This window comes from Novosphingobium capsulatum NBRC 12533, from assembly GCF_001598375.1.
GTDB lineage: Bacteria > Pseudomonadota > Alphaproteobacteria > Sphingomonadales > Sphingomonadaceae > Novosphingobium > Novosphingobium capsulatum.
Genome location: NZ_BCYV01000004.1, coordinates 125,797 through 150,269, shown reverse-complemented (window position 1 = coordinate 150,269; position 24,473 = coordinate 125,797). Strand labels below are relative to the sequence as shown.

General features: G+C 64.8%; 21 protein-coding genes and 3 tRNA genes. 16 read left to right on the top strand and 8 right to left on the bottom strand.

All coding sequences use genetic code 11. The annotated features are described in order from the left end of the window. Window positions 1-60: 60 nt before the first annotated feature. Entirely contained in the window at window positions 61-1,893 is a 1,833-nt protein-coding gene (mutL, locus tag SCA01S_RS01720) for a DNA mismatch repair endonuclease MutL (RefSeq protein ID WP_062782245.1), read from the bottom strand. A gap of 192 nt (window positions 1,894-2,085) precedes the next feature. Between mutL and SCA01S_RS01715 the strand changes: the two genes are divergently transcribed. The 8 genes from SCA01S_RS01715 to SCA01S_RS01680 all read left to right on the top strand — a co-directional run bounded on the left by SCA01S_RS01715 (window position 2,086) and on the right by SCA01S_RS01680 (window position 8,324). After that, complete coding sequence (locus SCA01S_RS01715; protein WP_022674563.1) at window positions 2,086-3,132, top strand: rod shape-determining protein; 1,047 nt, start codon at window positions 2,086-2,088, stop codon at window positions 3,130-3,132. Window positions 3,133-3,240: 108 nt separating this feature from the next. Further along, window positions 3,241-4,152: a rod shape-determining protein MreC gene (mreC, locus tag SCA01S_RS01710; protein ID WP_062782242.1), complete on the top strand. Its 912-nt coding sequence runs from the start codon at window positions 3,241-3,243 to the stop codon at window positions 4,150-4,152. 11 nt (window positions 4,153-4,163) lie between these two features. After that, on the top strand, window positions 4,164-4,718 hold the full coding sequence (locus SCA01S_RS01705; RefSeq protein ID WP_028657394.1) for a rod shape-determining protein MreD: 555 nt from the start codon (window positions 4,164-4,166) through the stop codon (window positions 4,716-4,718). 1 nt (window position 4,719) lies between these two features. Beyond that, window positions 4,720-6,804 (top strand): penicillin-binding protein 2, encoded by a 2,085-nt coding sequence (gene mrdA, locus SCA01S_RS01700; RefSeq protein WP_062782239.1) that lies wholly within the window; start codon window positions 4,720-4,722, stop codon window positions 6,802-6,804. A gap of 5 nt (window positions 6,805-6,809) precedes the next feature. Further along, complete coding sequence (gene rodA, locus SCA01S_RS01695) at window positions 6,810-7,925, top strand: rod shape-determining protein RodA (protein ID WP_062782281.1); 1,116 nt, start codon at window positions 6,810-6,812, stop codon at window positions 7,923-7,925. An 82-nt stretch (window positions 7,926-8,007) separates the two neighbouring features. Next, a tRNA-Lys gene (locus tag SCA01S_RS01690) sits at window positions 8,008-8,083 on the top strand. Window positions 8,084-8,129: 46 nt separating this feature from the next. Continuing rightward, a tRNA-Lys gene (locus SCA01S_RS01685) sits at window positions 8,130-8,205 on the top strand. Window positions 8,206-8,248: 43 nt separating this feature from the next. After that, window positions 8,249-8,324 (top strand) — tRNA-Lys (locus SCA01S_RS01680). 37 nt (window positions 8,325-8,361) lie between these two features. Here SCA01S_RS01680 and adhP read toward each other — a convergent pair. From adhP to SCA01S_RS01660, 4 genes are all read right to left on the bottom strand, one after another. Continuing rightward, window positions 8,362-9,387, bottom strand: a complete 1,026-nt coding sequence (adhP, locus tag SCA01S_RS01675) for an alcohol dehydrogenase AdhP (RefSeq protein WP_062782237.1) — start codon at window positions 9,385-9,387, stop codon at window positions 8,362-8,364. Window positions 9,388-9,624: 237 nt separating this feature from the next. Then, window positions 9,625-10,485 carry a pirin family protein gene (locus SCA01S_RS01670; protein ID WP_062782234.1) on the bottom strand — a complete coding sequence of 287 codons (861 nt, stop codon included), beginning with the start codon at window positions 10,483-10,485 and terminating at the stop codon, window positions 9,625-9,627. Window positions 10,486-10,584: 99 nt separating this feature from the next. Continuing rightward, window positions 10,585-13,080, bottom strand: a complete 2,496-nt coding sequence (locus SCA01S_RS01665) for a TonB-dependent receptor (protein WP_084390719.1) — start codon at window positions 13,078-13,080, stop codon at window positions 10,585-10,587. A gap of 189 nt (window positions 13,081-13,269) precedes the next feature. After that, window positions 13,270-13,902: a flavin reductase family protein gene (locus SCA01S_RS01660; protein ID WP_062782232.1), complete on the bottom strand. Its 633-nt coding sequence runs from the start codon at window positions 13,900-13,902 to the stop codon at window positions 13,270-13,272. 168 nt (window positions 13,903-14,070) lie between these two features. On the opposite strand from SCA01S_RS01660, the gene SCA01S_RS01655 reads away from it, so the two are divergent. The 3 genes from SCA01S_RS01655 to ribH all read left to right on the top strand — a co-directional run bounded on the left by SCA01S_RS01655 (window position 14,071) and on the right by ribH (window position 16,389). Further along, complete coding sequence (locus SCA01S_RS01655) at window positions 14,071-14,628, top strand: hypothetical protein (protein WP_062782229.1); 558 nt, start codon at window positions 14,071-14,073, stop codon at window positions 14,626-14,628. Window positions 14,629-14,695: 67 nt separating this feature from the next. Next, the gene (gene ribB / locus SCA01S_RS01650) at window positions 14,696-15,961 is read left to right on the top strand and encodes a 3,4-dihydroxy-2-butanone-4-phosphate synthase (RefSeq protein WP_022677768.1); all 1,266 of its coding nucleotides are present in this window, start codon (window positions 14,696-14,698) and stop codon (window positions 15,959-15,961) included. A 5-nt stretch (window positions 15,962-15,966) separates the two neighbouring features. Further along, window positions 15,967-16,389, top strand: coding sequence for a 6,7-dimethyl-8-ribityllumazine synthase (ribH, locus tag SCA01S_RS01645; protein ID WP_062782226.1), 423 nt, complete (start codon window positions 15,967-15,969; stop codon window positions 16,387-16,389). A 190-nt stretch (window positions 16,390-16,579) separates the two neighbouring features. Here the strand turns inward: ribH and eno are convergent, their stop codons facing one another. Then, window positions 16,580-17,863 carry a phosphopyruvate hydratase gene (eno, locus tag SCA01S_RS01640; RefSeq protein ID WP_022677770.1) on the bottom strand — a complete coding sequence of 428 codons (1,284 nt, stop codon included), beginning with the start codon at window positions 17,861-17,863 and terminating at the stop codon, window positions 16,580-16,582. Window positions 17,864-18,138: 275 nt separating this feature from the next. Here eno and SCA01S_RS01635 point away from each other — a divergent pair, with 275 nt between their 5' ends. From SCA01S_RS01635 to SCA01S_RS01615, 5 genes are all read left to right on the top strand, one after another. Continuing rightward, complete coding sequence (locus SCA01S_RS01635; RefSeq protein ID WP_062782224.1) at window positions 18,139-18,762, top strand: hypothetical protein; 624 nt, start codon at window positions 18,139-18,141, stop codon at window positions 18,760-18,762. Next, a complete protein-coding gene (locus SCA01S_RS01630) occupies window positions 18,755-19,168 on the top strand; it encodes a hypothetical protein (protein ID WP_062782221.1) in 414 nt (137 codons plus the stop codon). Before SCA01S_RS01635 ends, SCA01S_RS01630 begins: the two co-directional genes overlap by 8 nt. Further along, the gene (locus SCA01S_RS01625; protein WP_022677773.1) at window positions 19,165-19,512 is read left to right on the top strand and encodes a hypothetical protein; all 348 of its coding nucleotides are present in this window, start codon (window positions 19,165-19,167) and stop codon (window positions 19,510-19,512) included. Before SCA01S_RS01630 ends, SCA01S_RS01625 begins: the two co-directional genes overlap by 4 nt. After that, a complete protein-coding gene (locus SCA01S_RS01620; RefSeq protein ID WP_157088828.1) occupies window positions 19,509-20,054 on the top strand; it encodes a hypothetical protein in 546 nt (181 codons plus the stop codon). Before SCA01S_RS01625 ends, SCA01S_RS01620 begins: the two co-directional genes overlap by 4 nt. A gap of 137 nt (window positions 20,055-20,191) precedes the next feature. Beyond that, on the top strand, window positions 20,192-20,413 hold the full coding sequence (locus SCA01S_RS01615; protein WP_022677775.1) for a DUF4170 domain-containing protein: 222 nt from the start codon (window positions 20,192-20,194) through the stop codon (window positions 20,411-20,413). A gap of 83 nt (window positions 20,414-20,496) precedes the next feature. On the opposite strand, the gene greA is transcribed toward SCA01S_RS01615, so the two are convergent. Together greA and carB are read right to left on the bottom strand one after the other, a co-directional pair. Then, window positions 20,497-20,973: a transcription elongation factor GreA gene (gene greA, locus SCA01S_RS01610; protein WP_022677776.1), complete on the bottom strand. Its 477-nt coding sequence runs from the start codon at window positions 20,971-20,973 to the stop codon at window positions 20,497-20,499. A gap of 131 nt (window positions 20,974-21,104) precedes the next feature. Then, the gene (gene carB, locus SCA01S_RS01605) at window positions 21,105-24,419 is read right to left on the bottom strand and encodes a carbamoyl-phosphate synthase large subunit (RefSeq protein ID WP_062782216.1); all 3,315 of its coding nucleotides are present in this window, start codon (window positions 24,417-24,419) and stop codon (window positions 21,105-21,107) included. Window positions 24,420-24,473: the final 54 nt, after the last annotated feature.

Genomic DNA, 24,473 nt, shown 5'->3' with positions numbered 1-24,473 from the left:
CCCCCTCCACCACGCGCTACGCGCGCGGTCCCCCTCCCCCCGCTATGCGGAGGGAGGATCTTATTTCCGCCCGAACAGCTTCTCGATATCGCCGTGGGCCAGCTTCACCCAAGTCGGCCGGCCATGATTGCATTGGCCAGAGCGTGGGGTCACTTCCATTTCGCGCAGCAGGGCGTTCATTTCCGGCACCGACAGCACGCGGCCGGCGCGCACCGAGCCGTGACAGGCCATCGTTGCCAGCACCAGGTCGAGCCGCTCGCCCAGCAATAGTGCGTCACCGTGCTTGGCGAGGTCATCAGCCACGTCGCGCACCAGGGCCTGGACATCGCCCTTGGCCAATGCTGCCGGCACGCTGCGCACCAGCATGGCCGCCGGGCCAAAGCGTTCGAGCGCGAGGCCGAAATCGGCAAGGCGCGGGGCGGCTTCTTCAAGGCGGTCGCACGATGGTTCATCGAGGTCGACCACTTCGGGCAGCAAGAGGGCCTGGGCGGGAGCCGTGCCCTCGCCCGCGCCAGCGGCGCGCAGGCGTTCGAGGACGAGGCGTTCGTGCGCGGCGTGCTGGTCGACGATGACCAGGCCATCGCTTGCCTCAGCCACGATATAGGTCTTGGCCACCTGGCCCCGCGCCACGCCGAGCGGATGCTCCACCGCCTCGGGCACCGGCTCGGCCGCGGTTTCGGCACGGGCCACGGGCGGCGCCATCACGCCGGCTTCATAGCCGCGCCAGGCCTGCCCCGCCTCGCTCACGCGGGCGGGCTGATAGGACGGCGTGAAGATGCTGCCCTGGCGCGCCGGTTCTGGCGCGGGTGGCGGGGTGAAGAGTGGCGCCGGCGCAACCGGTTCGGCCTGCCAAGAACGCATCGCGCCGGCATCGGGCGCCTGGGCAGAGCGGCGATCGCCGGTGGAGAGCGCCTGGCGCAGGCCGGTGACGATCAGCCCGCGCACCAGCGCACTGTCGCGGAAGCGCACTTCGGTCTTGGCAGGATGGACGTTCACGTCCACCTCTGCGGCCGGCACATCAAGGAACAGCGCCAGCACGGCATGGCGATCACGCGCCAGCATATCGGCATAGGCGCCGCGCACCGCGCCGAGCAGCAGCCGATCTTTCACCGGCCGGCCGTTGACGAACAGGTACTGGTGATCGGCCACGCCACGGTTGTAGGTCGGCAGGCCCGCAACCCCCATCAGGTGATAGTCGCCACGCAGCAGATCGACGGCCACGGCATTGTCGGCCAGTTCGCGTGCCACCAGTTGCGCCACGCGCGCGGCCAGGGTGTCACCGGGCTGAACATGCAGCGCGCGACGCCCGTCATGCTCCAGCGTAAAGCCGATATCGGGCCGCGCCATGGCCAGGCGCCGCACGACATCGAGGCTGGACGCCCATTCCGAACGCGGGCTGCGCAGGAACTTGCGCCGCGCCGGGATCTTGCCAAACAGATCTTCCACCCGCACCCGCGTGCCGGGCGGCAGCGCGGCCGGGCCTTCGCTCACCAGCGCGCCATGGTCGATGGTGCGCTTCCACGCCTCGCCATCGGCGCGGCTGCGGCTTTCGATGGTGACCCGCGCGACCGAGGCGATCGAGGGCAAAGCTTCGCCACGAAAGCCCAGCGTGGCAACCAGCTCGATCGCCTCGTCCGGCAATTTCGACGTGGCGTGGCGTTCCAGCGCCAGGGCGATCTCGTCCGCGCGCATGCCGCAGCCATCGTCGGTCACCTCGATCAGGCCCAGGCCACCTTCGGCCAGACGCACCGAAATCTGCCCCGCACCGGCATCGATCGCGTTTTCCACCAGCTCCTTGAGCGCACTGGCGGGGCGCTCGACCACCTCGCCCGCGGCGATGCGGTTGATCAGCGTGTCGGGCAGGCGGCGGATTACGCGAGGGGTGCTGGCCATGATCGTGGCAAGGTAGCGACGAACGTGCCCTTTTTCGAGACGGGCAGCATGAGTTATCCCATGCCGGCAGTGCACAAAATATTGGGTTTTCCCCCCCGCTTGCGCTAATGAGCCGCCTTCCCCGGGCGCTCACTTTTGCGCATAGGCCACCCATTGCGGTTGGTACCGCGCGCGAATCACACGGATTTTCTGATGGCATCGATGTTTTCCCGATTCTTCAAGTTCGGTTCCCAGAACATTGCGATCGACCTCGGCACGGCGAATACCCTCGTCTATGTCCAGGATCGCGGCATTGTTCTCAACGAACCCTCGGTCGTTGCCATCGAAACGCTGAACGGCATCAAGAAGGTCAAGGCCGTGGGCGATGACGCCAAGATGATGATGGGCAAGACGCCCGACAGCATCGAGGCGATCCGCCCGCTGCGCGACGGCGTGATTGCCGACATCGAAGTGGCGGAAGAAATGATCAAGCATTTCATCCGCAAGGTGAACGGCAGCAAGAGCCTGCTGCGCTACCCGGAAATCGTGATCTGCGTGCCCTCAGGCTCCACCTCGGTGGAACGCCGCGCGATCCGCGACGCGGCCAGCAATGCCGGCGCCAGCCAAGTCTATCTGATCCTCGAACCGATGGCCGCCGCGATCGGTGCCGACATGCCCGTCACCGAGCCGGTCGGCTCGATGGTGGTCGACATCGGCGGTGGCACCACCGAAGTGGCCGTGCTCTCGCTGCGCGGCCTGGCTTATACCACCTCGGTGCGTGTCGGCGGGGACAAGATGGACGAAGCCATCGTCAGCTATGTCCGCCGGCACCACAATCTTCTCATTGGAGAAGCCACGGCCGAGCGGATCAAGAAGGATTACGGCATCGCCACGATGCCGGCCGATGGCATTGGTGAAACCATCCACATCAAAGGCCGCGACCTGGTCAACGGCGTGCCCAAGGAAATCACCATCACCCAGGCCAACGTGGCCGAGGCGCTGTCTGAACCGATCGGCGCCATCGTCGAAGGCGTGCGCATCGCGCTGGAAAACACCGCACCCGAACTGGCCGCCGACATCGTCGACCAGGGCATCGTGCTGACCGGTGGTGGCGCGTTGATCCGCGGGCTGGACGAGCACCTGCGCGAGGAAACCGGCCTGCCGGTGAGCGTGGCGGAAGATCCGCTGTCGTGCGTGGCGCTCGGCACCGGCCGCGCCATGGAAGATCCGATCTATCGCGGCGTGCTGATGACCGCCTGAGGAATGCCGGATTTGGAACCAGGGATGCACGCGGTGCCAGGACGGTTCAGCCGGCCTTCATCGCGTCTCTGGCTTTGGCATAGTGTAGAGTATCAGGGGTAGAATATCATGGCGCGGTCGCCTGACCGGCGCCCGGGCTTTTCGCGCAGGGCGCAATACGGGATCTTTACTGGCTACGTGATCGCCGTTGTCGGCGTCGTGGCGGGTCTCGTCGTGCTTGGCGTCTCGATGTTCAACCCGGAAGCCTTTGCCTTTGCCCGCACCACCGCGAGCGAAGTGGCGCGCCCTCTGGGCCAGGCGGGCGCGGAAACGCGCAGCGCCAGCCAGGGTGTGTTCGCGGCGATCGGCGCCTACTTCAACGCCGGCCGCCAGAACGCCGCGCTCACCCGCGAAGTGCAGGCCGCGCGGGCCGATGCAGTGACGATGCATGCGCTGCAACAGGAAAATTCCCGGCTCAAGGCGCTGCTCGGGATTGTCGACCCCGCGTTCAAGCCGGTGACCGGCGCGCGCCTGATCGGTTCTACCGCCACCTCCACCCGGCGCTTTGCCGTGCTGTCGGTGGGTAGCCACCAGGGCGTGCAGAACGGGCAGCCAGTGCGCGCCGCGGGTGGCCTGATCGGCCGCGTGGTGGAAACAGGGCCGGATACCGCGCGCGTGCTGCTGGTCACCGATCCTGACAACGTGGTGCCCGTGCGTCGCGCGTCCGACGGGTTGACCGCGTTCGTCCAGGGCGGCGCCAACGGCAAGATCGAAATCCGCCTGATCAACACCGGCGTCGCCACGCTGCGCACCGGCGATGTCTTTGTAACCTCTGGTTCGGGCGGGCTCTATCCCCCGGGCATCCCGGTGGCCGTGGCCACCCAGCCGCACCGCGATGGCGCCACGGGCCACCTTGCCAGCGATCCGGCCGATGCTGATTTCGTGGTGGTGCTGCCCGCCTGGCAAGCCAATGCCCAGGCCGCGCTGGTGGCCGCGCAAAAGGCCGCGCCCCCGCCGCCGGCCGACGACAACACCCCGTAAGGCCCGCCACGATGCCGCTCCCCTTTCTGCCCGCACGGCCCGAAGACCTTGTGCGGCGACGCCTCAATCGCGGGCCATTGCCGTTTCTGGCCAAGGGCTTGCCGTGGCTGTCGATCATGCTGGCATCGATGGTGACCTTCTCACCGGTGGTCGCCTCGGCGCCGGTGCTGCCACCGCTTGGTTTCATGACGCTGCTGGGCTGGCGCCTGCTGCGGCCCACGCTGCTGCCGATCTGGGCCGGGCTGCCGCTCGGCCTGTTCGACGATCTCTACAGCGGCCAGCCGTTTGGCAGCGGCATCGTGCTGTGGTCCCTCACCATGCTGGCGATGGACGTGATCGATGAAAAGTTCCTGTGGCGCGGCTTTATCCAGGATTGGTTGACCGCTGCCACGCTGCTGAGCGCCTATGTCGTGCTGACCGCGGCCTTTGCCGGGTTGGTCACCAGCTATCCCCTGCCCGTCACGGTCGGTCCGCAGGTGCTGCTGACCGTGCTGCTTCATCCCGTGGTCACGCGCATTGTCGCGCTGCTCGATCGCATTCGCCTGCTCCCGCTCAAAAGGCTGTGACGTGAAGCAGAAGCTGCCGTTGACTTCGGCAATCCTGACCAACCGCTTTGAACGCCGCACGTTCGTGCTGGGCATGGCCCAGGCCAGCGTCGGCGTGCTGCTGGCCACGCGCCTGGCCTATCTCGCGATCTTCGAGAACGACAAGTACAAGGCGGCGTCGGAAAGCAACCGCGTCAACCTGTCGCTGATCCCGCCGCGGCGCGGCTGGGTGCTCGATCGCAATGGCGCCGCGCTGGCCTCCAACCGTGCCGATTTCCGCGTCGACGTGATCCCCGATCGTCTGGTCAATCCCGACGATACCCTGTCCAAGCTGTCGGGCCTGCTCGGACTGACGGCGGACAAGGTCAGCGACATCAAGGACAAGCTCGACAAGGTGCGCGGATTCCAGCCGGTGGAAGTGGCCGCCAAGCTGGACTGGGACAAGTTTGCCGCAGTCAGCGTGCGCCTGCCCGAGATGCCCGGCGTGATCCCGCAGCGCGGCTATTCGCGCTATTATCCCACCGGGCCGTCGGTGGGGCATCTGGTCGGCTATGTCGGTCCCGCCTCGGCCGAGGATTACGAGCGCGAACACAATCCGCTGCTCATCACACCGGGTTTCAAGATCGGCAAGGATGGTCTTGAAAAGCATTTCGAAACCCGCCTGCGCGGGGTGCCTGGCGCGCGCCGGGTAGAGGCCACGGCAACTGGCCGCGTGGTGCGCGACCTGGGCACGCGCGAAGACGTGCCCGGCCAGCCGATCCAGCTGACCATCCTGGGCGGGCTGCAGGACTATGCGGCGCGGCGCATTGGCCTGGAATCCGGCTCGGTCGTGGTAATGGACTGCGCCACCGGTGACGTCCTCGCGATGGTGTCGATGCCGTGCTACGATCCCAACAGCTTTTCCGACGGCATCGGCCGCATCGAATGGAAGATGCTGTCGGAAGACGATCACGTACCCTTGCGCAACAAGGTGCTGCGCGGGCTCTATCCGCCCGGCTCGACGGTCAAGCCGCTGGTCGCGCTCTCGTTCCTCGAGGCCGGCCTCGATCCCAAGGCCTCGGTCAACTGCGCCGGGGGGCTGCGCGTGGGCAACCGCGTGTTCCACTGCTGGAACCACCACGGCCACGGCCAGACGGACATGCTCAAGGGCATCTATCAGTCGTGCGACGTCTATTTCTATCACTTTGCCCAGCAGATCGGCATGGACAAGATCGCCGCCATGGCGCGGCGCCTGGGACTGGGCCAGGAATTTCCCATGCCCTATCCCGGCCAATCCTATGGCACGGTGCCCGATCCCGCGTGGAAGCTGCGCAAGTACCACAAGGAATGGGCGATCTATGACACGGTGAATGCCACCATCGGCCAAGGCTACATGCTGGTGAACCCGCTGCAGCAGGCAACGATGGTGTCGCGCATCGCCTCGGGCCTGCAACTCACCCCGCGCCTGATGCTCGACAAGCATGCCGCGCCTCCGCCCTCGATGGGCTTTGCCCAGGAACACCTTGATCTCATTCATGCGGCGATGAACGAAGTGGTCAACGGGCGCGGCACGGCGGGCAAGGCACGCATCCCGATCGATGGCGTGTTGATGGCCGGCAAGACCGGCACGGCGCAGGTCGTTGGCCTGCAACACGGCAATGGCAAGAACGTGGAATGGAAGCGGCGCGACCATGGCCACTTCATCTGCTTCGCGCCGTTCGACAAGCCGCGCTATGCCTGCGCCGTGGCGATCGAACATGGCGGCGGCTCGCCCAGCGCCTATCCGATCGCACGTGACGTGATGACCTATCTGTTCGATCCGGCCAAGGCGATGGCCGCGCTGGAGGAACTGGAAAAGGGCTGGGGCGGCAACGTGCAGCAGCGCATGGCCGCCCGCTACAACACGTTTGCCGCGCAATATGGCGCCAGTGCCCCGCGGGCGCCCGACGAGGCGCAGGCAAGCCAGGTGGTGGAAGACGAAAACAAGCCGCCCGCCGCGCCGGCCGCGCCGCAAACCGACGCTGCGCCCCCGGCGCCCGAACCCGATGCGCCCCAGCCGCAGCCAACGCCGAGCCCGGCCTCTGGCGGCACCCAGGCGGGCGGTGCCGCGCCCAACGGGGGGCAGTGATCGCCATGCGCCGCGCCTATGTTCCTACCGGCCTGTCGCGCCAGCCCTGGGGCGTGCTGCTGCCGCTGCTGATGCTGGTGTGCTTTGGCGGGGCCGTGCTCTATTCGGCGGCCGGCGGGCATTTCCAGCCCTGGGCGCTGATGCACGTCGCCCGCTTCTTCGTGTTCCTGACCATGGCCATGGTGCTGGCGCGGGTGCCGCAGGATTGGTTCCGGCGGGCCGCCCTGCCCCTCTATGGCCTGCTTTGCGTGCTGCTGGTGTTGGTGGAACTGATCGGTGGCATCGGCGGGGGCAGCCAGCGCTGGCTAAACCTCGGGTTCATGACGCTGCAACCCTCGGAACTGATGAAGCCGGGCATCGTGCTGGTGCTCGCCTGGTTCTACAGCGTGCTGCCGACGGGCGAAACACGTAGCTGGCGCGCCGTGGCGCCGGCCACGGGCCTGCTTGGCTTTCCCGCCGCTTTCGTCATGCTCCAGCCTGATCTGGGCACGGCGCTCGCCATCTGCTTTGGCGGGGTGGTGGTGATGTTCCTGGCCGGCCTGCCGCTGCGCTGGTTCCTGGGCGCGGGTGGCGCCGGGGCAGTGATCGCACCGCTGGCGTTCTTCTTTGCCCTGCACGATTATCAGCGCAAGCGCGTGCTGGTGTTCATGGACCCGGAAAGCGATCCGCTGGGATCGGGTTATCACATCACCCAGTCCAAGATCGCGATCGGTTCGGGCGGCTTTCTGGGCAAGGGGTTCGGCAATGGCTCGCAAAGCCATCTCGATTACCTGCCCGAAGCGCATACCGACTTCGTCTTTGCCACCATGGCCGAAGAATGGGGCATGCTGGGCGGCCTGTTCGTGCTGCTGGTGTTTGGCCTCATCATGCGCTGGGGCCTGAAAGTGGCGATGAACGCGCCTGACCGGTTTTCCCGCCTGCTCGCCGCAGGGATGACCGCGACGATCTTTTTCTATGCCTGCATCAACATGATGATGGTCATGGGCCTGGCGCCCGTAGTGGGCATTCCCTTGCCATTCCTGAGCCATGGCGGCTCGTCGATGATGACCAACATGATCTGCATCGGCACGATCATGGCGGTCGATCGGTGGAGCCGGCGGAGTTCCACAGGTCTTTCCTAAAAAAGTTGAAATTGGGGCTTGGCAGGGGCGGAGAAATCGCTATTGGGGCCGCTCCCGGGCGGCGACGGTCGCTCGGGAACCCGGACGCATAGCTCAGTTGGTAGAGCAGCTGACTCTTAATCAGCGGGTCCTAGGTTCGAGCCCTAGTGCGTCCACCATCCTACTTCCGGTGCACCAACACCGGCCTGCCCGAACAGCAGGTGTGGACGCATAGCTCAGTTGGTAGAGCAGCTGACTCTTAATCAGCGGGTCCTAGGTTCGAGCCCTAGTGCGTCCACCATCCCTTCTTCCGGTGCCACTCACCGGCCTGCCACAACCGGCACGGACGCATAGCTCAGTTGGTAGAGCAGCTGACTCTTAATCAGCGGGTCCTAGGTTCGAGCCCTAGTGCGTCCACCACCGTTCCCTGGCAGCAGACGCACCAGCGTCATCCCCCTTATCGCAGATCGAGCACCACGCGCCCTTCGATGGTGCCGGCAGTCATCCGTTCGAACGTGGCGTTGATATCCTCCAGCTTCACCGTTTCCACCGTAGCGCGCACCTTGCCTGCGGCGGCAAAGTCCAGCGCCTCGATCAGGTCGAGCCGCGTGCCCACGATCGAGCCGCGCACGGTGATGCCGCCCAGCACGGTATTGAAGATCGACAGCGGGAAATCGCCCGGTGGCAAGCCGGTCAGCACCACAGTGCCGCCGCGCGCGGCCATGCCCAGTGCCTGTTCGAAGGCCTTGCGCGATACGGCGGTGACCAGCACGCCTTGCGCGCCGCCACAATGCGCCTGAACGAACGCAGCAGCATCGTCCTGCACGGCGTTGACGGTAAGCTCTGCGCCCAGCCGGCGGGCAAGATCGAGCTTGGCCGCATCAACGTCCACCGCGATCACCTTGCGGCCCATGGCCTTGGCATATTGCACCGCCATGTGCCCCAGCCCGCCGATGCCCGAAATGGCCACCCAGTCACCCGGCTTGGTATCGGTCATCTTGAGGCCCTTGTAGACCGTGACTCCGGCGCACAAGATCGGGGCGACTTCCACAAGATCGAGCCCTGCGGGAATGTGGCCGACATAGGCTGCATCGGCCAGGGCATATTCGGCAAAGCCGCCGTTGACCGAATAGCCAGTGTTCTGCTGCTCGTGGCAAAGGGTTTCCCAGCCGCCCAGGCAATGCGGGCAATGGCCGCAGGCCGAATGCAGCCAGGGCACGCCCACGCAATCGCCTTCCTTCACACCCACCACGCCCGGCCCCACGGCCACGACATGGCCCACGCCCTCGTGCCCGGGAATGAACGGTGGCTGGGGCTTGACCGGCCAATCGCCACAGGCGGCGTGCAAATCCGTGTGGCACACCCCGCACGTCGCGATCCGCACCAGCACCTGGCCAGGGCCGGGCTGCGGGATGGGCACGCGCTCGATCGTCAGCGGTTGCCCAAAGGCATGCACCACGGCGGCTTTCATCGTTTCGGCCATTGCCATTCTCCATGTTTCGCCAATGACATGGAGAATGGCATGAACTGCCAGGGGTGGCTTTGGCCTCGATCAACGATGGCCATGTGCCAGCGTAAAGGCACTGACGGAACGGCGTAGCGCAGAGCCCTTCCATAGACCCAGGGCGAACGGGGAATTTGCGGAATTTCCCCTGCTCCGAAGAAGGATAGTGATCCGTTCGGGCTGAGCTTGTCGAAGCCCCGTACCTAGCCGAGCGTTTCAGCCCATCGTGCCGAACTTGCCAGCCTGGAAATCGGCATAGGCCTGGTGGATTTCGGCCACGCTGTTCATCACGAAGGGCCCGTGCGACACGATCGGCTCGTCAATCGGATCGGCATGGCCCAGCAGGATTACGCTGTCCTCTTGCGCCACCAGTTCGAGCCGGTTACCTGGCGTCAATTCCACCAGGTTGAAGGCTGGCGCCACCGTACCTGCCACGGTCACGCTGCCGCGCACGACATAGAGGAACACGTCGCGCCCCTGCAGCCCCTCGGTCACCAGCGTGCCGCCGGCATCGAGATAGGCGAAGCTCATGAACACGCCCGTCAGCGAAGCGACCGGCCCCGTGACGCCGCCGCGCGTGCCCGAAACCAGATGCACGCGCACGCGCCCGGCGTCTTCGCTCAAGACCGGCACGCCATCGGCTTGCACCCCGGTATAGCGCGGCGCGGTCATCTTGAGGCGGGCCGGCAGATTGACCCACAGTTGCAGGATTTCCACCGCCCCGCCCCGGCGCTTGAAATCGTCTGACGAGATTTCGGCATGGATCAGGCCGCTGCCGGCCGTCATCCACTGCACCCCGCCGGCGTGGATCGTGCTTTCGTGGCCGCCGGTGTCGCGGTGGGTCAACTCGCCGGTGAGGATGAAGGTGACCGTTTCGAAGCCGCGATGCGGGTGCGGCCCGAATGGCAGGCCCCGGTTGGGCGAAGGATAGACCTGCGGCCCATGGTGGTTGAGGAACAGGAACGCGCCGAGATGATCGAGCGCGGGCCCCGGCAGAGGGCGGCGGGTGACAAGATCGCCGATGTCATCGCGGGTGGCGGGATGCAGGCGGTGAATGGTGCAGGCTTTCTCGGTCATACCCCATGATACGACCAAGCGCCGGAAAAGACGCAAGGAAAAAGGGGTGGCGTGCCCTCCCCGGCGCGCCACCCCTTCCCTTTTCAGCCGCGTGGCTGATCAGTAAGCCAGAACCAGCGTGGCAATCGCCGCGCGCGGCGCACCGATCTGCACATTGGTATAGCTACCGGTATAGCTTACCTGGTTGTTGAACGTGCCCGAGAACCCGCCCGCGTAATACTGGTTGAACAGGTTGGTCACGTTGAGCTGGAGATAGGACCGGTCGTTGAGACCGACCGCGCCCAGCGCCACGCGCGCATCGAGATCGACCAGGGTGTAGGACGGCGTCTTGGCGCCATAGGCCACTGTGGTCGTGCCCGCGAGGTAATAGGGCGTGTTCTGGTCGTTGACATAGCGCGGACCGGTGCGCTTGACCTGAACCCCCAGCGTAAAGGGCTGGAAATTGCCCGAGAGGCGCGCACCAACCGTGGTGATCGGCACGGCAGATTCGAACTTGCCAGCGGTTGCCAGTTCGCCGGTGGGCGAATCGACATTGTCCTTGATCCGCGAATGCAGCCACGAGCCAAAGACATAGCCGCTCACGTGCGAGGTGAAGCGGTACGACACGTTGGCATCGATGCCATAGCGATCGACGGTGCCCAGGTTGGTGTAGATCGCGGTGTTGGCGTCAGGCTGATAGGCCGTGCCCAGACGGTTGGTGAAGTGGGTGTACCACAGGTCTGCCTGCGCCTGGAGCGGGCCGCTGGTACGGCGGAAGCCAAGGTCGAAGTTGTCGGTCTTTTCCGGGTCCACCAGGCCGGCATTGCTGCCATTGGCAAAGTAGAACGACTGATAGAGCGAGGTCGTCTGCGGAACAGACATGCCCTTGGAGTAATTGAAGAAGATCTGGCCGGCGCTGGGCAGGTCATAGGTCACGCCCAGGCTGGGCAGCACGGCATTGTAGTTATAGGTGCGGCGTTGCGGCGAAACCGCGCTGGGGTTGGCCGCGGCATAGGTTGCCGCCGATGCGCCGAACACGCAGCTTACGCCGCCGCTGCTGCTGCGGGTGAAGCAGTCGTTGGTGAGGTCGCGGTGCATGAACGGCGCGCGCAGGCCGGCATTCACTTTCAGGCGGTTGTCCATGAAGCTGCCGCGATATTCGGCCGAAACCTGGTTGAGCAACGCGATCGAGCGGGTGTCACGCTTTTCCACCACGTTGCCCGCGCCATCGGCGAGCGGATCGTTGACCGGCGAGATCAGCACCGGCGAGCCATCGCTGTTGAGCATGCCGAGTTCGCCGGTCTGCGAAATGACCGAGCGGGCAAAGGCATAGGCAATACGCACGGCCTGGCGGCTGTCGATGTCATAACGTATCGAGGTGGTCAGCGCGATGCGGTGCGTGGTCGTCTGGCTGGGCGCCAGCAGGCGCACCTTGTCCAGCGTATCACCGTCGCCGTTGAGATCCTCACCCAGGTAATAGCTGCCGTTGACATAGCCGGTCATCCCGGCCGAGGTGCCTTCCGAGGCCACAACCGTGCCGCCGCCATTGGCCTTGGTCCACTGATAGCTGGGGTCGATCGTCCACACCAGGCCTGGCGCCAGCGTCAGGCGCGCGCTGCCGCGCAGGTTGAGCAACTGCGCCGGGTTGACGCGATAGTCATAGGCCGAACCGCAGGTGTTGGCATTGTCGGCCGTGCCGGCATTGGCCGCCGCCGTGGTGCACGGCGCATAGTGGTAATAGCCGTTCTTGAAGCTCGTCGGGAAATAGGTGAAGCCGACGCCGGTGTCGGCCGTCAGCGGCACGTTCGACAGCGGGACCGAGCCCGAGAAGTTGTTTTCCGTGCCGACATACGTGCCGGTCAGCGACAGGAAATCGCCATTGGCGCCCAGCGGTTGATAGATGCCGCCGTTGGCCTGTTCGCGCCGCACCTTGCCATAGTTGTTGAACGGCGAATCGTTGTGCGAGTGGCTGTATTCGCCATAGAGGCGCGTGCCAGCCGGCCCGATCGCGCCGCTATCGACCATGCCCATCACGCGATAGTAATTGTCGGTGCCCATCGCGCCCGATGCCTTGAGGTGGAAATCCTCGGTCGGCTTGTGCGAACGGATGTTGATGGTCGAGCCTGAGGCCGACGAGGTCGGGCTATCGACGTCGGTCGTGCCGAAATTGACCGCGACCTGATCGATCACTTCGGAATCGAGCAGCTCACCCGAATAGAGCGCATAGTTGCCATCATCGTTCAGCGTCACGCCATCGATGGTTTCGGAAATGCGCGTGGCATCAAAGCCGCGGATCATCAGCGTGCCGCCGCTGCCGCCATAGGGATCGTTGTTCTGGAAGCTGACGCCGGGCAGGTAATTGATCATGTCGTTGATCGACTGGCCGGGCGTCTGCCGTTCGATCCAGGCCTGGCTGAGAATGGCCGAGGCCTTGCTGGTATCGGGATTGGCGACGCCGACGATGCCCTTCTGGGCCGTGCCGGTCACCACGATCTGGTTGCCGAAGTCCATGCTGCCGGTGGACTGGGCCAGCGCCGGCGCGGCCAGGCCCAAGCTTGCCAGGGCAAGCACGGTGGCGCTGGCGTGGGCCGCCAGGCGGTATTTTTGTTCGGTCATATTGCCTCCTTGAAACCGTGGCCGGATAAGGCGCAAATATGCCAGATTTGCTACAGCTATTCGGTATATACCGTTGATTTATTGTGATATTTTTGAATACAAAAGAAACATATGCAACGATCTTGGTTGCATATTGCAATGCGGCGAAATGGTCATCGCATTGCAACAGTTTCACACGAATCCCGTCAATCAATCGTCATTCTTTTCTGCCAGCCAATCGGCATAGCGCGGCCGCGTCAGCTGGAACGAGGTATCGCTGCGGCTGTACCACGCCCCGTGCATGCGCGCGATCAGCCCCATGGCCATGGTATCGACGTAGAGACGATCGGCGTCGATGAAGTGGTCCTGGATATGGAAACGCACCACTTCGCCCAGCACGATCGTGCTCTGTCCCGCCTCGATCGCCTGATAGAGCCGGCATTCCATCGATACCGGGGCCGTAGCGATGCGATCAGGCGCAACCACGCTCGACGGCGCCAGCGACAGGGCGGCGTGTGCCGCTTCGTCAAATCCGGGCGGGGCATCGATGCAGGTAAAGTTCATCGCTTCCGCGTCATCTTCTGACACAAGGTTTACAACGAATTCCTTCGTTTCCAGGATATTGGCCGGGGTATCCTTGTGGCGGCCATCGGCCTGGCGCAGGAATCCGATCGTCAGCAAGGGCGGATCGGCGGCGACCATGTTGAAGAAGCTGAACGGCGCGGCATTGGCCGCCCCGGCGGCCGATCGCGTGGTCACCCACGCGATCGGCCGCGGCGTGACCGAGGCGCTCATCAGCTTGTAGCGATCACCCGCCGCCATCTGCGAAAAATCGAACTCCATCAGTTGTCTCCATCACGCGCCACGCCGCCGGCGCTCTTTGGGCCGCACGCCAGGCGCTGTCCATATGCCCGCGCGGCCACAACGCGCGAAGACCGCAAGCGGCACCATGGCCATCCCCGTCTGCCGCATGCTATGCATGCAGAAACATCATCATAAGCGAGGATCTTCATGCGCGCGTCCAGCCTTTCATTCCGCCGCCTGGCCGCTTCGGCGCTGGCCCTCCTCGCCGCCTCGTCGGCAGGCAGCGCGTTCGCGCAGCCCATGGCGCCCAGCAGCGCGCCCGCCTGCCCCGCCACGCCGGCCGCCCTGCTCCCGGCCTTTGCCGCGTGGAGCAATGCGACAACGCTGGAAAGCGCCACCGATCGCCCCGGCCTGGCCATGACCAAGATTGCGCCGGGGGAAGCAGAAGCGCTGACGCTGCACCCCATGGCCGAAGTGCACTATGCCTTGCCGCCGCAAAAGCCTGCGGCTCCGGGCACCTTCGGCGGAATGGTTGCCCTGCACGTCACCACTGCGGGCACCTATCGCGTTGCACTCAGTTCCGCCGCCTGGGTCGATCTGGTCTCGGCCGGGGCTGCACTGCCCACCACCGCGCACGGGCATGGGCCGGATTGCAGCGGCATTCGCAAGATCATCGATTTCGCGCTGCAACCGGGCGACCATGTCGTCCAGATCGTTGGCAACGCCACCAGCACCATCACGGTTCTGGTCGTGCCGCAAGGCTGACCAATACTCACACAGCAATGTGATACACCCTCTTGCGTATCACATTTCGATGTGACAATGCGGGTGCATGTCAAACGAACTCATCGAACGCGTCCGCAAGCTGGTGACCGAAGGCGGCATGTCGCGCGCAGGGCTTGCCCGCGCCGCCGGCCTGCACGCCAACACCCTGCGCGAATGCACCTCGTCCAGTTGGAATCCCACTGCCGACACGCTGGCCAAGCTGGAGCGGGTGTTGACCGAGGGCGACGACAGCCCCGCCATCGTGCCGATCGAAGAGATTATCGAGGAAGCGCGCAACGGGCGCATGTTCATTCTGGTGGATGACGAAGACCGTGAAAACGAAGGCGATCTGGTTATCCCGGGCCAGATGGCCACGCCCGACGCAATCAACTTCATGGCCACCCACGGGCGCGGGCTGATCTGCCTGACGCTGACCCGCGCGCGCGTCGAGGAACTTGGCCTCGAATTGATGAGCCGCAACAACGGCACGCGCCACGAAACCGCGTTCACCGTCTCGATCGAGGCGCGCGAAGGCGTGACCACCGGCATTTCCGCGCACGATCGCGCCCGCACCGTTACCGTGGCGATCGATCCGGCCAAGGGCCGCCATGACATCGTCACGCCCGGCCATGTCTTTCCGCTGATCGCGCGCGATGGCGGCGTGCTGGTGCGCACCGGCCATACCGAAGCGGCGGTCGATATCTCGCGGCTGGCCGGGCTCAACCCCTCGGGTGTGATCTGCGAGATCATGAAGGACGATGGCACCATGGCCAGAATGGACGATCTCGTTCCATTTGCCCGGCGCCACGGCCTCAAGATCGGCACGATCCGCGATCTCATCGAATACCGCCGCCGACATGACCATCTGGTGCAGAAGGTGGCCGAAGTGCCGTTCACGTCAGACTATGGCGGCGACTGGCGCGTGCTGACCTATCGCAACAAGGTGGATGGCACCGAAAGCCTGGTCCTGCAGAAAGGCCAGGTCATTCCCGGCACGCCCACGCTGGCGCGCGTTCATGCCTTTTCGGCCTTTGACGATCTGCTGGGGCGGGCCGGCGCGCGCAAGCGCACCCTGCAGCGCGCGATGACCGAAATCGGCCGCGCCGGGGCCGGCGTGATCGTGCTGCTGTTCCCTACCGCAGACAGCGATCCCGTGCGCGGCGCCACGCCGGGCCAGGACATGGACCTGCGCGCCTATGGTATCGGCGCCCAGATCCTGGCAGATCTTGGCATCCACGACCTGGTCTTGCTGTCCAATTCCCACCACACGCCGATCGCGATCGAAGGCTATGGCCTCAACATCGTGGGCGAGCGCCCGATTCCAGCGGAGTAAGTTTTTTGGCCAAGTTCCTCATCGTTGAAGCCCGGTTCTACGCGCATCTCAACGACCAGCTCATCGCCGGCGCCCGCGCCGCGCTCAAGGCAGCCGGCCACAAGGCCGATGTCGTCACCGTTCCCGGCGCGCTGGAAATTCCGGCGGCGATTGCGCTGGCCGATCAGGACGGCAGCTATGATGGCTATGTCGCCATCGGCGTGGTGATCCGCGGCGAGACCTATCACTTTGAAATCGTGGCGGGTGAAAGCGCGCGCGGCATCATGGCGCTGACCATGGACGGCCTGCCGATCGGCAATGGCATCCTGACAGTCGAGAACGAAGCCCAGGCCCTGGTGCGCGCCGATCCGGCGCAGAAGGACAAGGGCGGCGAAGCGGCCAAGGCGGCCCTGGCGCTATACGATCTCAAGAAGAAGTGGGGCGACTGATTGCCTGAGGCGCCTCCCCGCAAAGCGGTGGAGGCTCCTCAATCTCCCCTACCGCTTGCGGGAGGGGTTTTCTTTTATACTCCCCTCCCGCTTGGGGGAGGGGCTGGGGGAGGGAATGTTCCGAACGACATTCCAACACCCCCTCACCCAACCCTCTCCCCGGCGGGGAGAGGGTTTTTTTATGTCCGGATCAGGCGAGGCGCCCGAACGCGCCACGGCCGGCATAGCGCGCGGCCTGGCCCAGCTCTTCCTCGATACGGATCAGCTGGTTGTACTTGGCAAGCCGGTCGGAACGGGCGAGCGAGCCGGTCTTGATCTGGCCGCAGTTGGTGGCCACTGCCAGGTCGGCAATGGTCGCGTCTTCGGTTTCGCCCGAACGGTGGCTCATCACCGCGGTATAGCCCGCGCGCTGCGCGATGCTGACCGCTTCGAGCGTTTCGGTGAGCGTGCCGATCTGGTTGACCTTGACCAGCAGCGAGTTGGCCAGCCCCTTGCCGATGCCCATTTCCAGGCGCTTGGGGTTGGTCACGAACAGGTCGTCGCCGACCAGCTGCACACGCTTGCCGATCTTGCTGGTGAGCGCGGCCCAACCTTCGAAATCGTCTTCGGCCATGCCGTCTTCGATCGAGAGGATGGGATAGGCATCGCACAGCGCGGCCAAGTAATCGGCCATGGCATCGGGGCTGAGCGAGAGGCCTTCGCCGCTGATTTCATACTTGCCGTTGCGGAAGAATTCGGTGCTGGCGCAGTCCAGCGCCAGAACCATGTCTTCGCCCGGCTTGAACCCGGCCTTTTCGATCGAGGCCATCACGAAATCGAGCGCATCGCGCGTGCTGGCAAGATTGGGGGCAAAGCCGCCTTCGTCGCCCACGGCCGTGGCCAGGCCCTTGTCCTTGAGCCCCTTCTTGAGGGTGTGGAACACTTCCGCGCCCCAGCGCACGGCTTCGGCCAGGGTGGGCGCACCCACCGGCATGATCATGAATTCCTGGAAATCGATCGGGTTGTCGGCATGTTCGCCGCCGTTGATGATGTTCATCATCGGCACCGGCAGCACGTGCGACGACACGCCGCCAACATAGGAATAGAGCGGCAGGCCACGCGCATCGGCAGCGGCCTTGGCCACGGCGAGCGAGGTGCCGAGAATGGCGTTGGCGCCGATGCGGCCCTTGTTCTCGGTGCCGTCCAGTTCGATCATCGCCATGTCGATGTCGCGCTGGTCTTCGGCGTCGAGGCCGAGCAGGACTTCGCTGATCTCGTCGTTGACGGCGTCGACCGCCTTGGTCACGCCCTTGCCCAGATAGCGGCTCTTGTCGCCATCACGCAGTTCGACTGCTTCGTGCGCACCGGTCGAGGCGCCGGACGGCACGGCGGCGCGGCCGAACGAGCCATCGTCAAGGAGAACGTCGACTTCGACGGTGGGATTGCCCCGGCTGTCGAGAATTTCGCGGGCGTGAATATCGATGATCGCGGTCATGATCGGCTTCCCTTGGCTTTCGGTGGCCGGCCCCCAGTGGGCCTGCTTCCAGCAGCGAACGACGGTGTAACTATCCAGGGCAAGTTTCTCTGGACTTCACCGGCCTGCCGGGCTCCTATCGGGTGGAACCTTGGCAAGCAAGCGGCGTTGGCTTGCAAGATGGCGTAGAGCGGCAAATAATGCCGCAGTGCAACACCTGAACGCCGCCCGATCCATGGCCCATGCAGGGCATACGATTGTGGCATACGAATTTGTCGAAAGAGAAAGGGATTCTCATGGCCGACACCGCACCTGAAACCAACGAAACCGAAGCTGCCATCAAGGATGCCGGCGCCGATCTGGTGGATGCCGGCACCAAGGCGGCCGATGCCGTCGACGTGAAGGCGCACGACCTGGCCGCCACGGCACGCGATCTGGCTGAAAAGGCCAAGACCCGCTTTGCCCAGGCCGTGGACGAAGCACGCAGCAGCGCCGAAACGCTCAAGGCCGAGGCACTGGAAAAGAGCCAGGTCTACAAGGACAAGGCGACCGACACCGCCGCGCAGTGGTCTGACGAGGCCAAGGCTCTGGCCGCGCAGGCCAAGGACAAGGGCGCCGATCTGGCGCACGATGGCAAGGCCAAGGCCAGCGAAGCGCTGGCTGCCGTGGGCAAGGCCATTGCCGGTTCGGCCGACGCAATCGATGAAAAGCTTGGCGTCAAGTATGGCGACTATGCCCGCACCGCTGGCAAGAGCGTGGAAGACACCGCCGACAAGCTCGCATCAAAGGACTTTGCCGAACTGGGTGAAGACGTGAAGACCTTCGTGCGCAAGAGCCCGGCCACCGCGCTTGGCATCGCGGCCGTGACCGGCTTCGTGCTGGCCCGCCTGTTCCGCGGTGGCGACAGCACGGATGCCTGACAGCAGCGAGGCCACGCCGCTGGCCGCGCGACTCGAAGCGCTGTTCCGCCAGGGTGAAGCCGTTCTCGGCGCCGAGATGGCCTATCAGAAGGCGCGCGTTGGCTTTGGCTGGAGCCGGGGCAAACGCGTGGCCATCTATCTGCTCTTGGCTGGCGCGTTCGGCGGCTTGACCCTGGTGGCGCTCGTGGTGGGCCTGCTCATTGCGCTGGCGCCACTGTTGACGGCATGGGGGGCGCTGGCCGTGGTCGGCTTGGGCCTCATGCTGCTCAGCGGCCTGTGCTTCCGCGCCGCCGTGCGCGCGTTTCGCGATGCGCGCGATACGGTGCTGGGTAAGCCCACCCGGGCAGAAGCGGCAGTGGTTGCTGCCGTAGAGCAGGAGAACGCCATGCAGGAAACAGCGGCATGAGCGCCGAGGAAACCCTGCTGGCCGCCGCCCAGGCGCGCGCGCAGGCCTGGCAAGACATGCGATCGGAACTTGTCGGTCTCAAGGATGACTTGGCCGCGCGCCCCCTGGGGCAGCGACTGCGTGATCGCCTGATCGACGAAATGGTGGAAGCCATCGACGGCGCCGGCACGGTGATCAAGGATACCGCACCGGCGCTGATCATTACCCTGGTGGTGCTCGCAGGCTGGACCTTGCGCGAGCCGCTGACTGCCCTTGGCCAATGGCTGTGGGACAAGCGGCCGAGCGGATGGTTCGGCAAACGCGAAAATCGCAAGTGGGGGCGCAAAACTGGAGGATTATGGTGAGCGACGACACGAAGCAGACGCCCGAACTGACCCCGGTAGTGCCGGCGCAGGACGAGACTAGCAGCCAAGCGAGCGATCGCGTGGCCCAGGCCCGCGCCAAGGCTGCGGAAGTGGGCAGCACCGTGCGCCAGGTGGTGGAGCAGCATCCTTTGGCGGCGCTGGCCGGCGGCATCGCCCTTGGCCTGGTCGTCGGCAAGCTTGCCACGCGCAGCCGCAAGCCGACTGCCGCCTCAACCTTTGCCAGCTTGGCCGAACCGGCCGAGCAGGTCGCTGCAGGGCTCGGCAAGAAAGCCAGCACGCTGGCGACGCTCGCGGCAGAAATCGCCCTCGCCTATGCCGCCAAGGCGGCTGATGCCGGCCGCGAAGGCGTGCACAAGCTGGAAGACATCGGCAGCGAAGCCGGCGGCAAGCTGGCCGGGGGTGCCGGCGAAGCACGCAAGAAGGCGACTGATCTGGCCGAAGTGGCTGCCAACGCCGCACGCGAGGCGGCCGACGTGGCGCTGACGAAGGCCAGCGAACTGGCCGCCCGTCTCAAGCGCTGAGCACGCCCGCCCTGCCCCCAGCGCCGTTTTGCGCAAATGCCCGTGCGCAGGTTGCAAATGTGCAGCCGCGCACGGGTCTTGCGCAAAGCCGCACAGTTTGCCATCGGCTTTTGGCATCCTCCCAGGGAAGGGCCACAATGCAGAAACTCCATCTCGTGATGGGCGGCCGGGTGAAAGACCCGCAGACGCTCGATTTCGTCGATCTCAAAGCCATCGATCTCGTCGGTGTCTATGCCGATTATGCCGCGGCCGAAGAAGCCTGGCGTTCGGCAGCGCAGCGCACCGTTGACGATGCCGAAATGCGCTATGTGGTGGTCCACCTCCACAAGCTGCTCGATCCGGCACAAAGCGACGCCTGATCGCAGCGACATCGCGCTAATGCAAAAAGCCCCCGGAAACAGCAGTTTCCGGGGGCTTTTTGATGGCTTTGCGCAGGATCGGTTCAGATGAACTCGATCTTCTGCACCAGGTAGAACTTGTCGCCCGAGGGAACCGTGACTTCGATTTCCTCGTCCACCTTGCGACCGATCAGCGCGCGGCCGAGCGGCGAATTGTAGCTGATGCGGCCACGCTTGGCGTCGGCCTCGGCCTGGCCCACGATCTGGTAGCGCACCGGCTTTTCATCATCGTCGAGCAGCGTCACCGTGGCACCAAACACGATGCGGTCACCCGACAAAGTGGTGGGGTCGATGATGTGCGCGCGGCTGATCTTGTCTTCGAGATCGGCGATCGTCGCTTCAACCTGCCCCTGGCGTTCCTTCGCGGCATGGTATTCGGCATTTTCGGAAAGATCGCCGTGGGCGCGTGCTTCCTCGATGGCGTCTACGATCCGGGGACGCTCCTCGCGCAGCAGCTTGAGCTCGGCAGTCAGCTTTTCATAGCCTTCCTGGAGCATCGGCAGCTTTTCAACACTGGCCATCCGTAATCCTTCTCTTTCAATTCCCTGGCCCAATGGGTTCGAGGGAAAACCGTTCCCCCGCCGGGCTGGAAACCAGCCTGGCCACGTTCAGCCGCGATGGGCAACGCTGTGGGAGGGGAACCCTTGGACGATCAACGATAATAGTCTTGCAGTGACTTCACTTCAAGTTCGGCACTGCGCAAAGCCTCGATCGCCTCTGCCGCAGCCACCGATGCGGTGGCTGTGGTGAAGTAGGGAACCCTGCCATTGAGCGCCGACGCACGGATCGAAGCGGAGTCCTTATGGCTTTGCCAGCCTTCGGTCGTGTTGAAAATAAGGGCAATCTCGCCATCGATGATGCGGTCGACGATGTGCGGGCGGCCTTCGGCCACCTTGTTGACCTGTTCCACGTTCACGCCGTTGTCGGCCAGATAGCGGGCAGTGCCGCCAGTGGCGACAATCTTGAAGCCCATCGCCGCCAGCTTGCGCACGCCCGGCAGGACCACTGGCTTGTCGGTATCCTTGACCGAGACGAACAGCGTGCCGCCCTGCGGCAGGCGGGTGCTGGCGCCCAACTGCGCCTTGGCGAAAGCCATCCCGAAATTGTCGTCGATACCCATGACTTCGCCGGTCGACTTCATTTCCGGCGAGAGCACCGGATCGACGCCGGGGAAGCGCGCAAACGGGAACACCGCTTCCTTGACCGCCATGTAATCGATGTCGCGGCGAATTTCGGGCAGATCGGCCAGGCGTTCGCCGGCCATCACGCGGGCGGCATACTTGGCAATGGGCTGCCCCACCGCCTTGGCCACAAACGGCACGGTGCGGCTGGCGCGCGGGTTCACCTCGATCAGGTAAACGTCGCCATCCTTGACCGCGAACTGGATGTTCATCAGGCCCCGCACTTGCAGCGCCTGGGCCAGAAGAACCGCCTGGCGCTCCATTTCGGCAACGATTTCGGCCGGCAGGTTGTAGGGCGGCAGGGTGCAGGCGCTGTCACCCGAATGGATGCCGGCTTCCTCGATGTGCTGCAGCACACCGGCCACGCGCACGGTTTCGCCATCGGCCAGCGCATCGACATCGCATTCGATCGCATCGCGCAGGTACTGGTCGATCAGGACCGGGCTATCGCCGGAAACCTGCACCGCCGTGGCGATGTAGTCTTCCAGCTGGGCCTGGCTGTCGACGATTTCCATGGCGCGGCCACCCAGCACATAGCTGGGGCGGATCAGCACGGGATAGCCGATGCGGCTGGCCACAGCGATGGCTTCGTCGCGGCTGCGGGCGATGCCATTGGCCGGCTGTTTGAGGCCCAGCTGCTCAACCAGCGCGGCAAAGCGCTCGCGGTCTTCGGCCAGGTCGATCGCGTCGGGCGAGGTGCCCAGGATCGGGATGCCGGCGTCTTCCAGCGCCTGCGCCAGCTTGAGCGGGGTCTGCCCGCCAAACTGCACGATCACGCCGACCAGTTCCCCGGTGGAGCGCTCGACATCAAGGATTTCCAGCACGTCTTCGGCCGTCAGCGGCTCGAAATAGAGGCGGTCCGAGGTGTCATAGTCGGTGGAAACGGTTTCCGGGTTGCAGTTGACCATGATGGTCTCGAACCCGGCGTCTTCCAGCGCGAAGCAGGCGTGGCAGCAGCAATAGTCGAACTCGATGCCCTGGCCGATGCGGTTGGGACCGCCACCCAAGATCACGATCTTGCGGCGGTCGCTGGGCATCGCCTCGTTTTCGGGCTCGCCAAACAGGCCACCTTCATAGGTGGAATACATGTAGGGCGTGACCGCTTCGAATTCGGCGGCGCAGCTGTCAATGCGCTTGAACACCGGGCGCACGCCCAGCTTGTGGCGCAGCTTGCGCACTTCGGCCTCGCTGGTGGCGCCGGCCATGGCCGAAACCACATCGTGCACCAGGCCCGAACGCGCATGGTTGGGGCTGCCGACCAGCCCGGCCGAGCGCACCGCCAGCTTGGCCAGGCGCTTGTCGGAAAAGCCCATGCCCTTCAACCGGCGCATGCCTTCGGCCGTCACGGGCAGGCCGTGCTGGATCACCGCTTCTTCCTCGGCGATGATTTCGGCGATGTGGCGCAGGAACCAGGGTTCGTACTTGGTCACGGCGTGGACGTCTTCGACGCTGAAGCCTTCGCGGAAGGCCTGGCCGGCCACGAGCAGGCGCTCGGGCGTGGCGCGGCTGAGCGCGGCGTTGATCTCGTCGCGCGTGGCGCCTTCGAGCGCATCATAGCGGTTGAAGCCATCGAGGCCGGTTTCCAGGCCGCGCAGCGCCTTCTGCAGCGATTCCTTGAGGTTGCGGCCGATCGCCATGACTTCGCCGACCGACTTCATCGCCGTGGAGAGCAGCGGTTCGGAACCCTTGAACTTTTCAAAGGCAAAGCGCGGGATCTTGGTGACGACATAGTCGATCGTCGGTTCAAAGCTCGCCGGCGTGGCGCCGGTGATGTCGTTGGTGATCTCGTCGAGGGTATAGCCCACCGCCAGCTTGGCCGCGACCTTGGCGATCGGGAAGCCGGTGGCCTTCGACGCCAGCGCCGAGGAGCGCGAGACGCGCGGGTTCATCTCGATCACGATCAGGCGCCCATCCTTGGGGTTGACCGCGAACTGCACGTTGGAACCGCCGGTTTCCACGCCGATCTCGCGAAGCACCGCGATCGATGCATTGCGCATGATCTGGTATTCCTTGTCGGTCAGCGTCAGCGCCGGGGCCACGGTGATGGAGTCGCCGGTGTGCACGCCCATCGGATCGACGTTTTCGATCGAGCAGATGATGATGCAATTGTCGTTCCGGTCACGGACGACTTCCATCTCGTATTCCTTCCAGCCGAGGAGCGATTCCTCGATCAGGACTTCGGTGGTGGGCGATGCTTCCAGGCCGCCACGGACGATCTTGATGAACTCGTCCTTGTTATAGGCAATACCGCCGCCGGTGCCGCCCAGGGTAAAGCTGGGGCGGATGATCGAAGGCAGGCCGGTGGTTTCGAGCACGGCCAGCGCTTCTTCCACCGTGTGGGCCACGCCCGACCGGGCCGATTCCAGCCCGATCTTGTCCATCGCGTCGCGGAACTTCTGGCGGTCTTCGGCCTTGTCGATCGCCTCGGCGTTGGCGCCGATCATCGTCACGCCATACTTTTCCAGCGTGCCGTCATTGGCCAGGGCCAGCGCCGTGTTGAGCGCGGTCTGCCCGCCCATCGTCGGCAGCACGGCATCGGGCCGTTCCTTGGCGATGATCTTGGCCACCACTTCGGGCGTGATCGGCTCCACATAGGTGGCGTCGGCCATTTCCGGGTCGGTCATGATCGTGGCCGGGTTGGAATTGACCAGGATGATGCGATAGCCCTCTTCCTTGAGCGCCTTGACCGCCTGCGTGCCCGAATAGTCGAACTCGCAAGCCTGGCCGATGATGATCGGCCCGGCGCCGATGATCAGGATCGAGGAGATGTCAGTGCGCTTGGGCATGGGTGGGCCTTTGTCTTTGTTCTGGCGTCAGCCGTGCCGGGCACGGCGAATGGG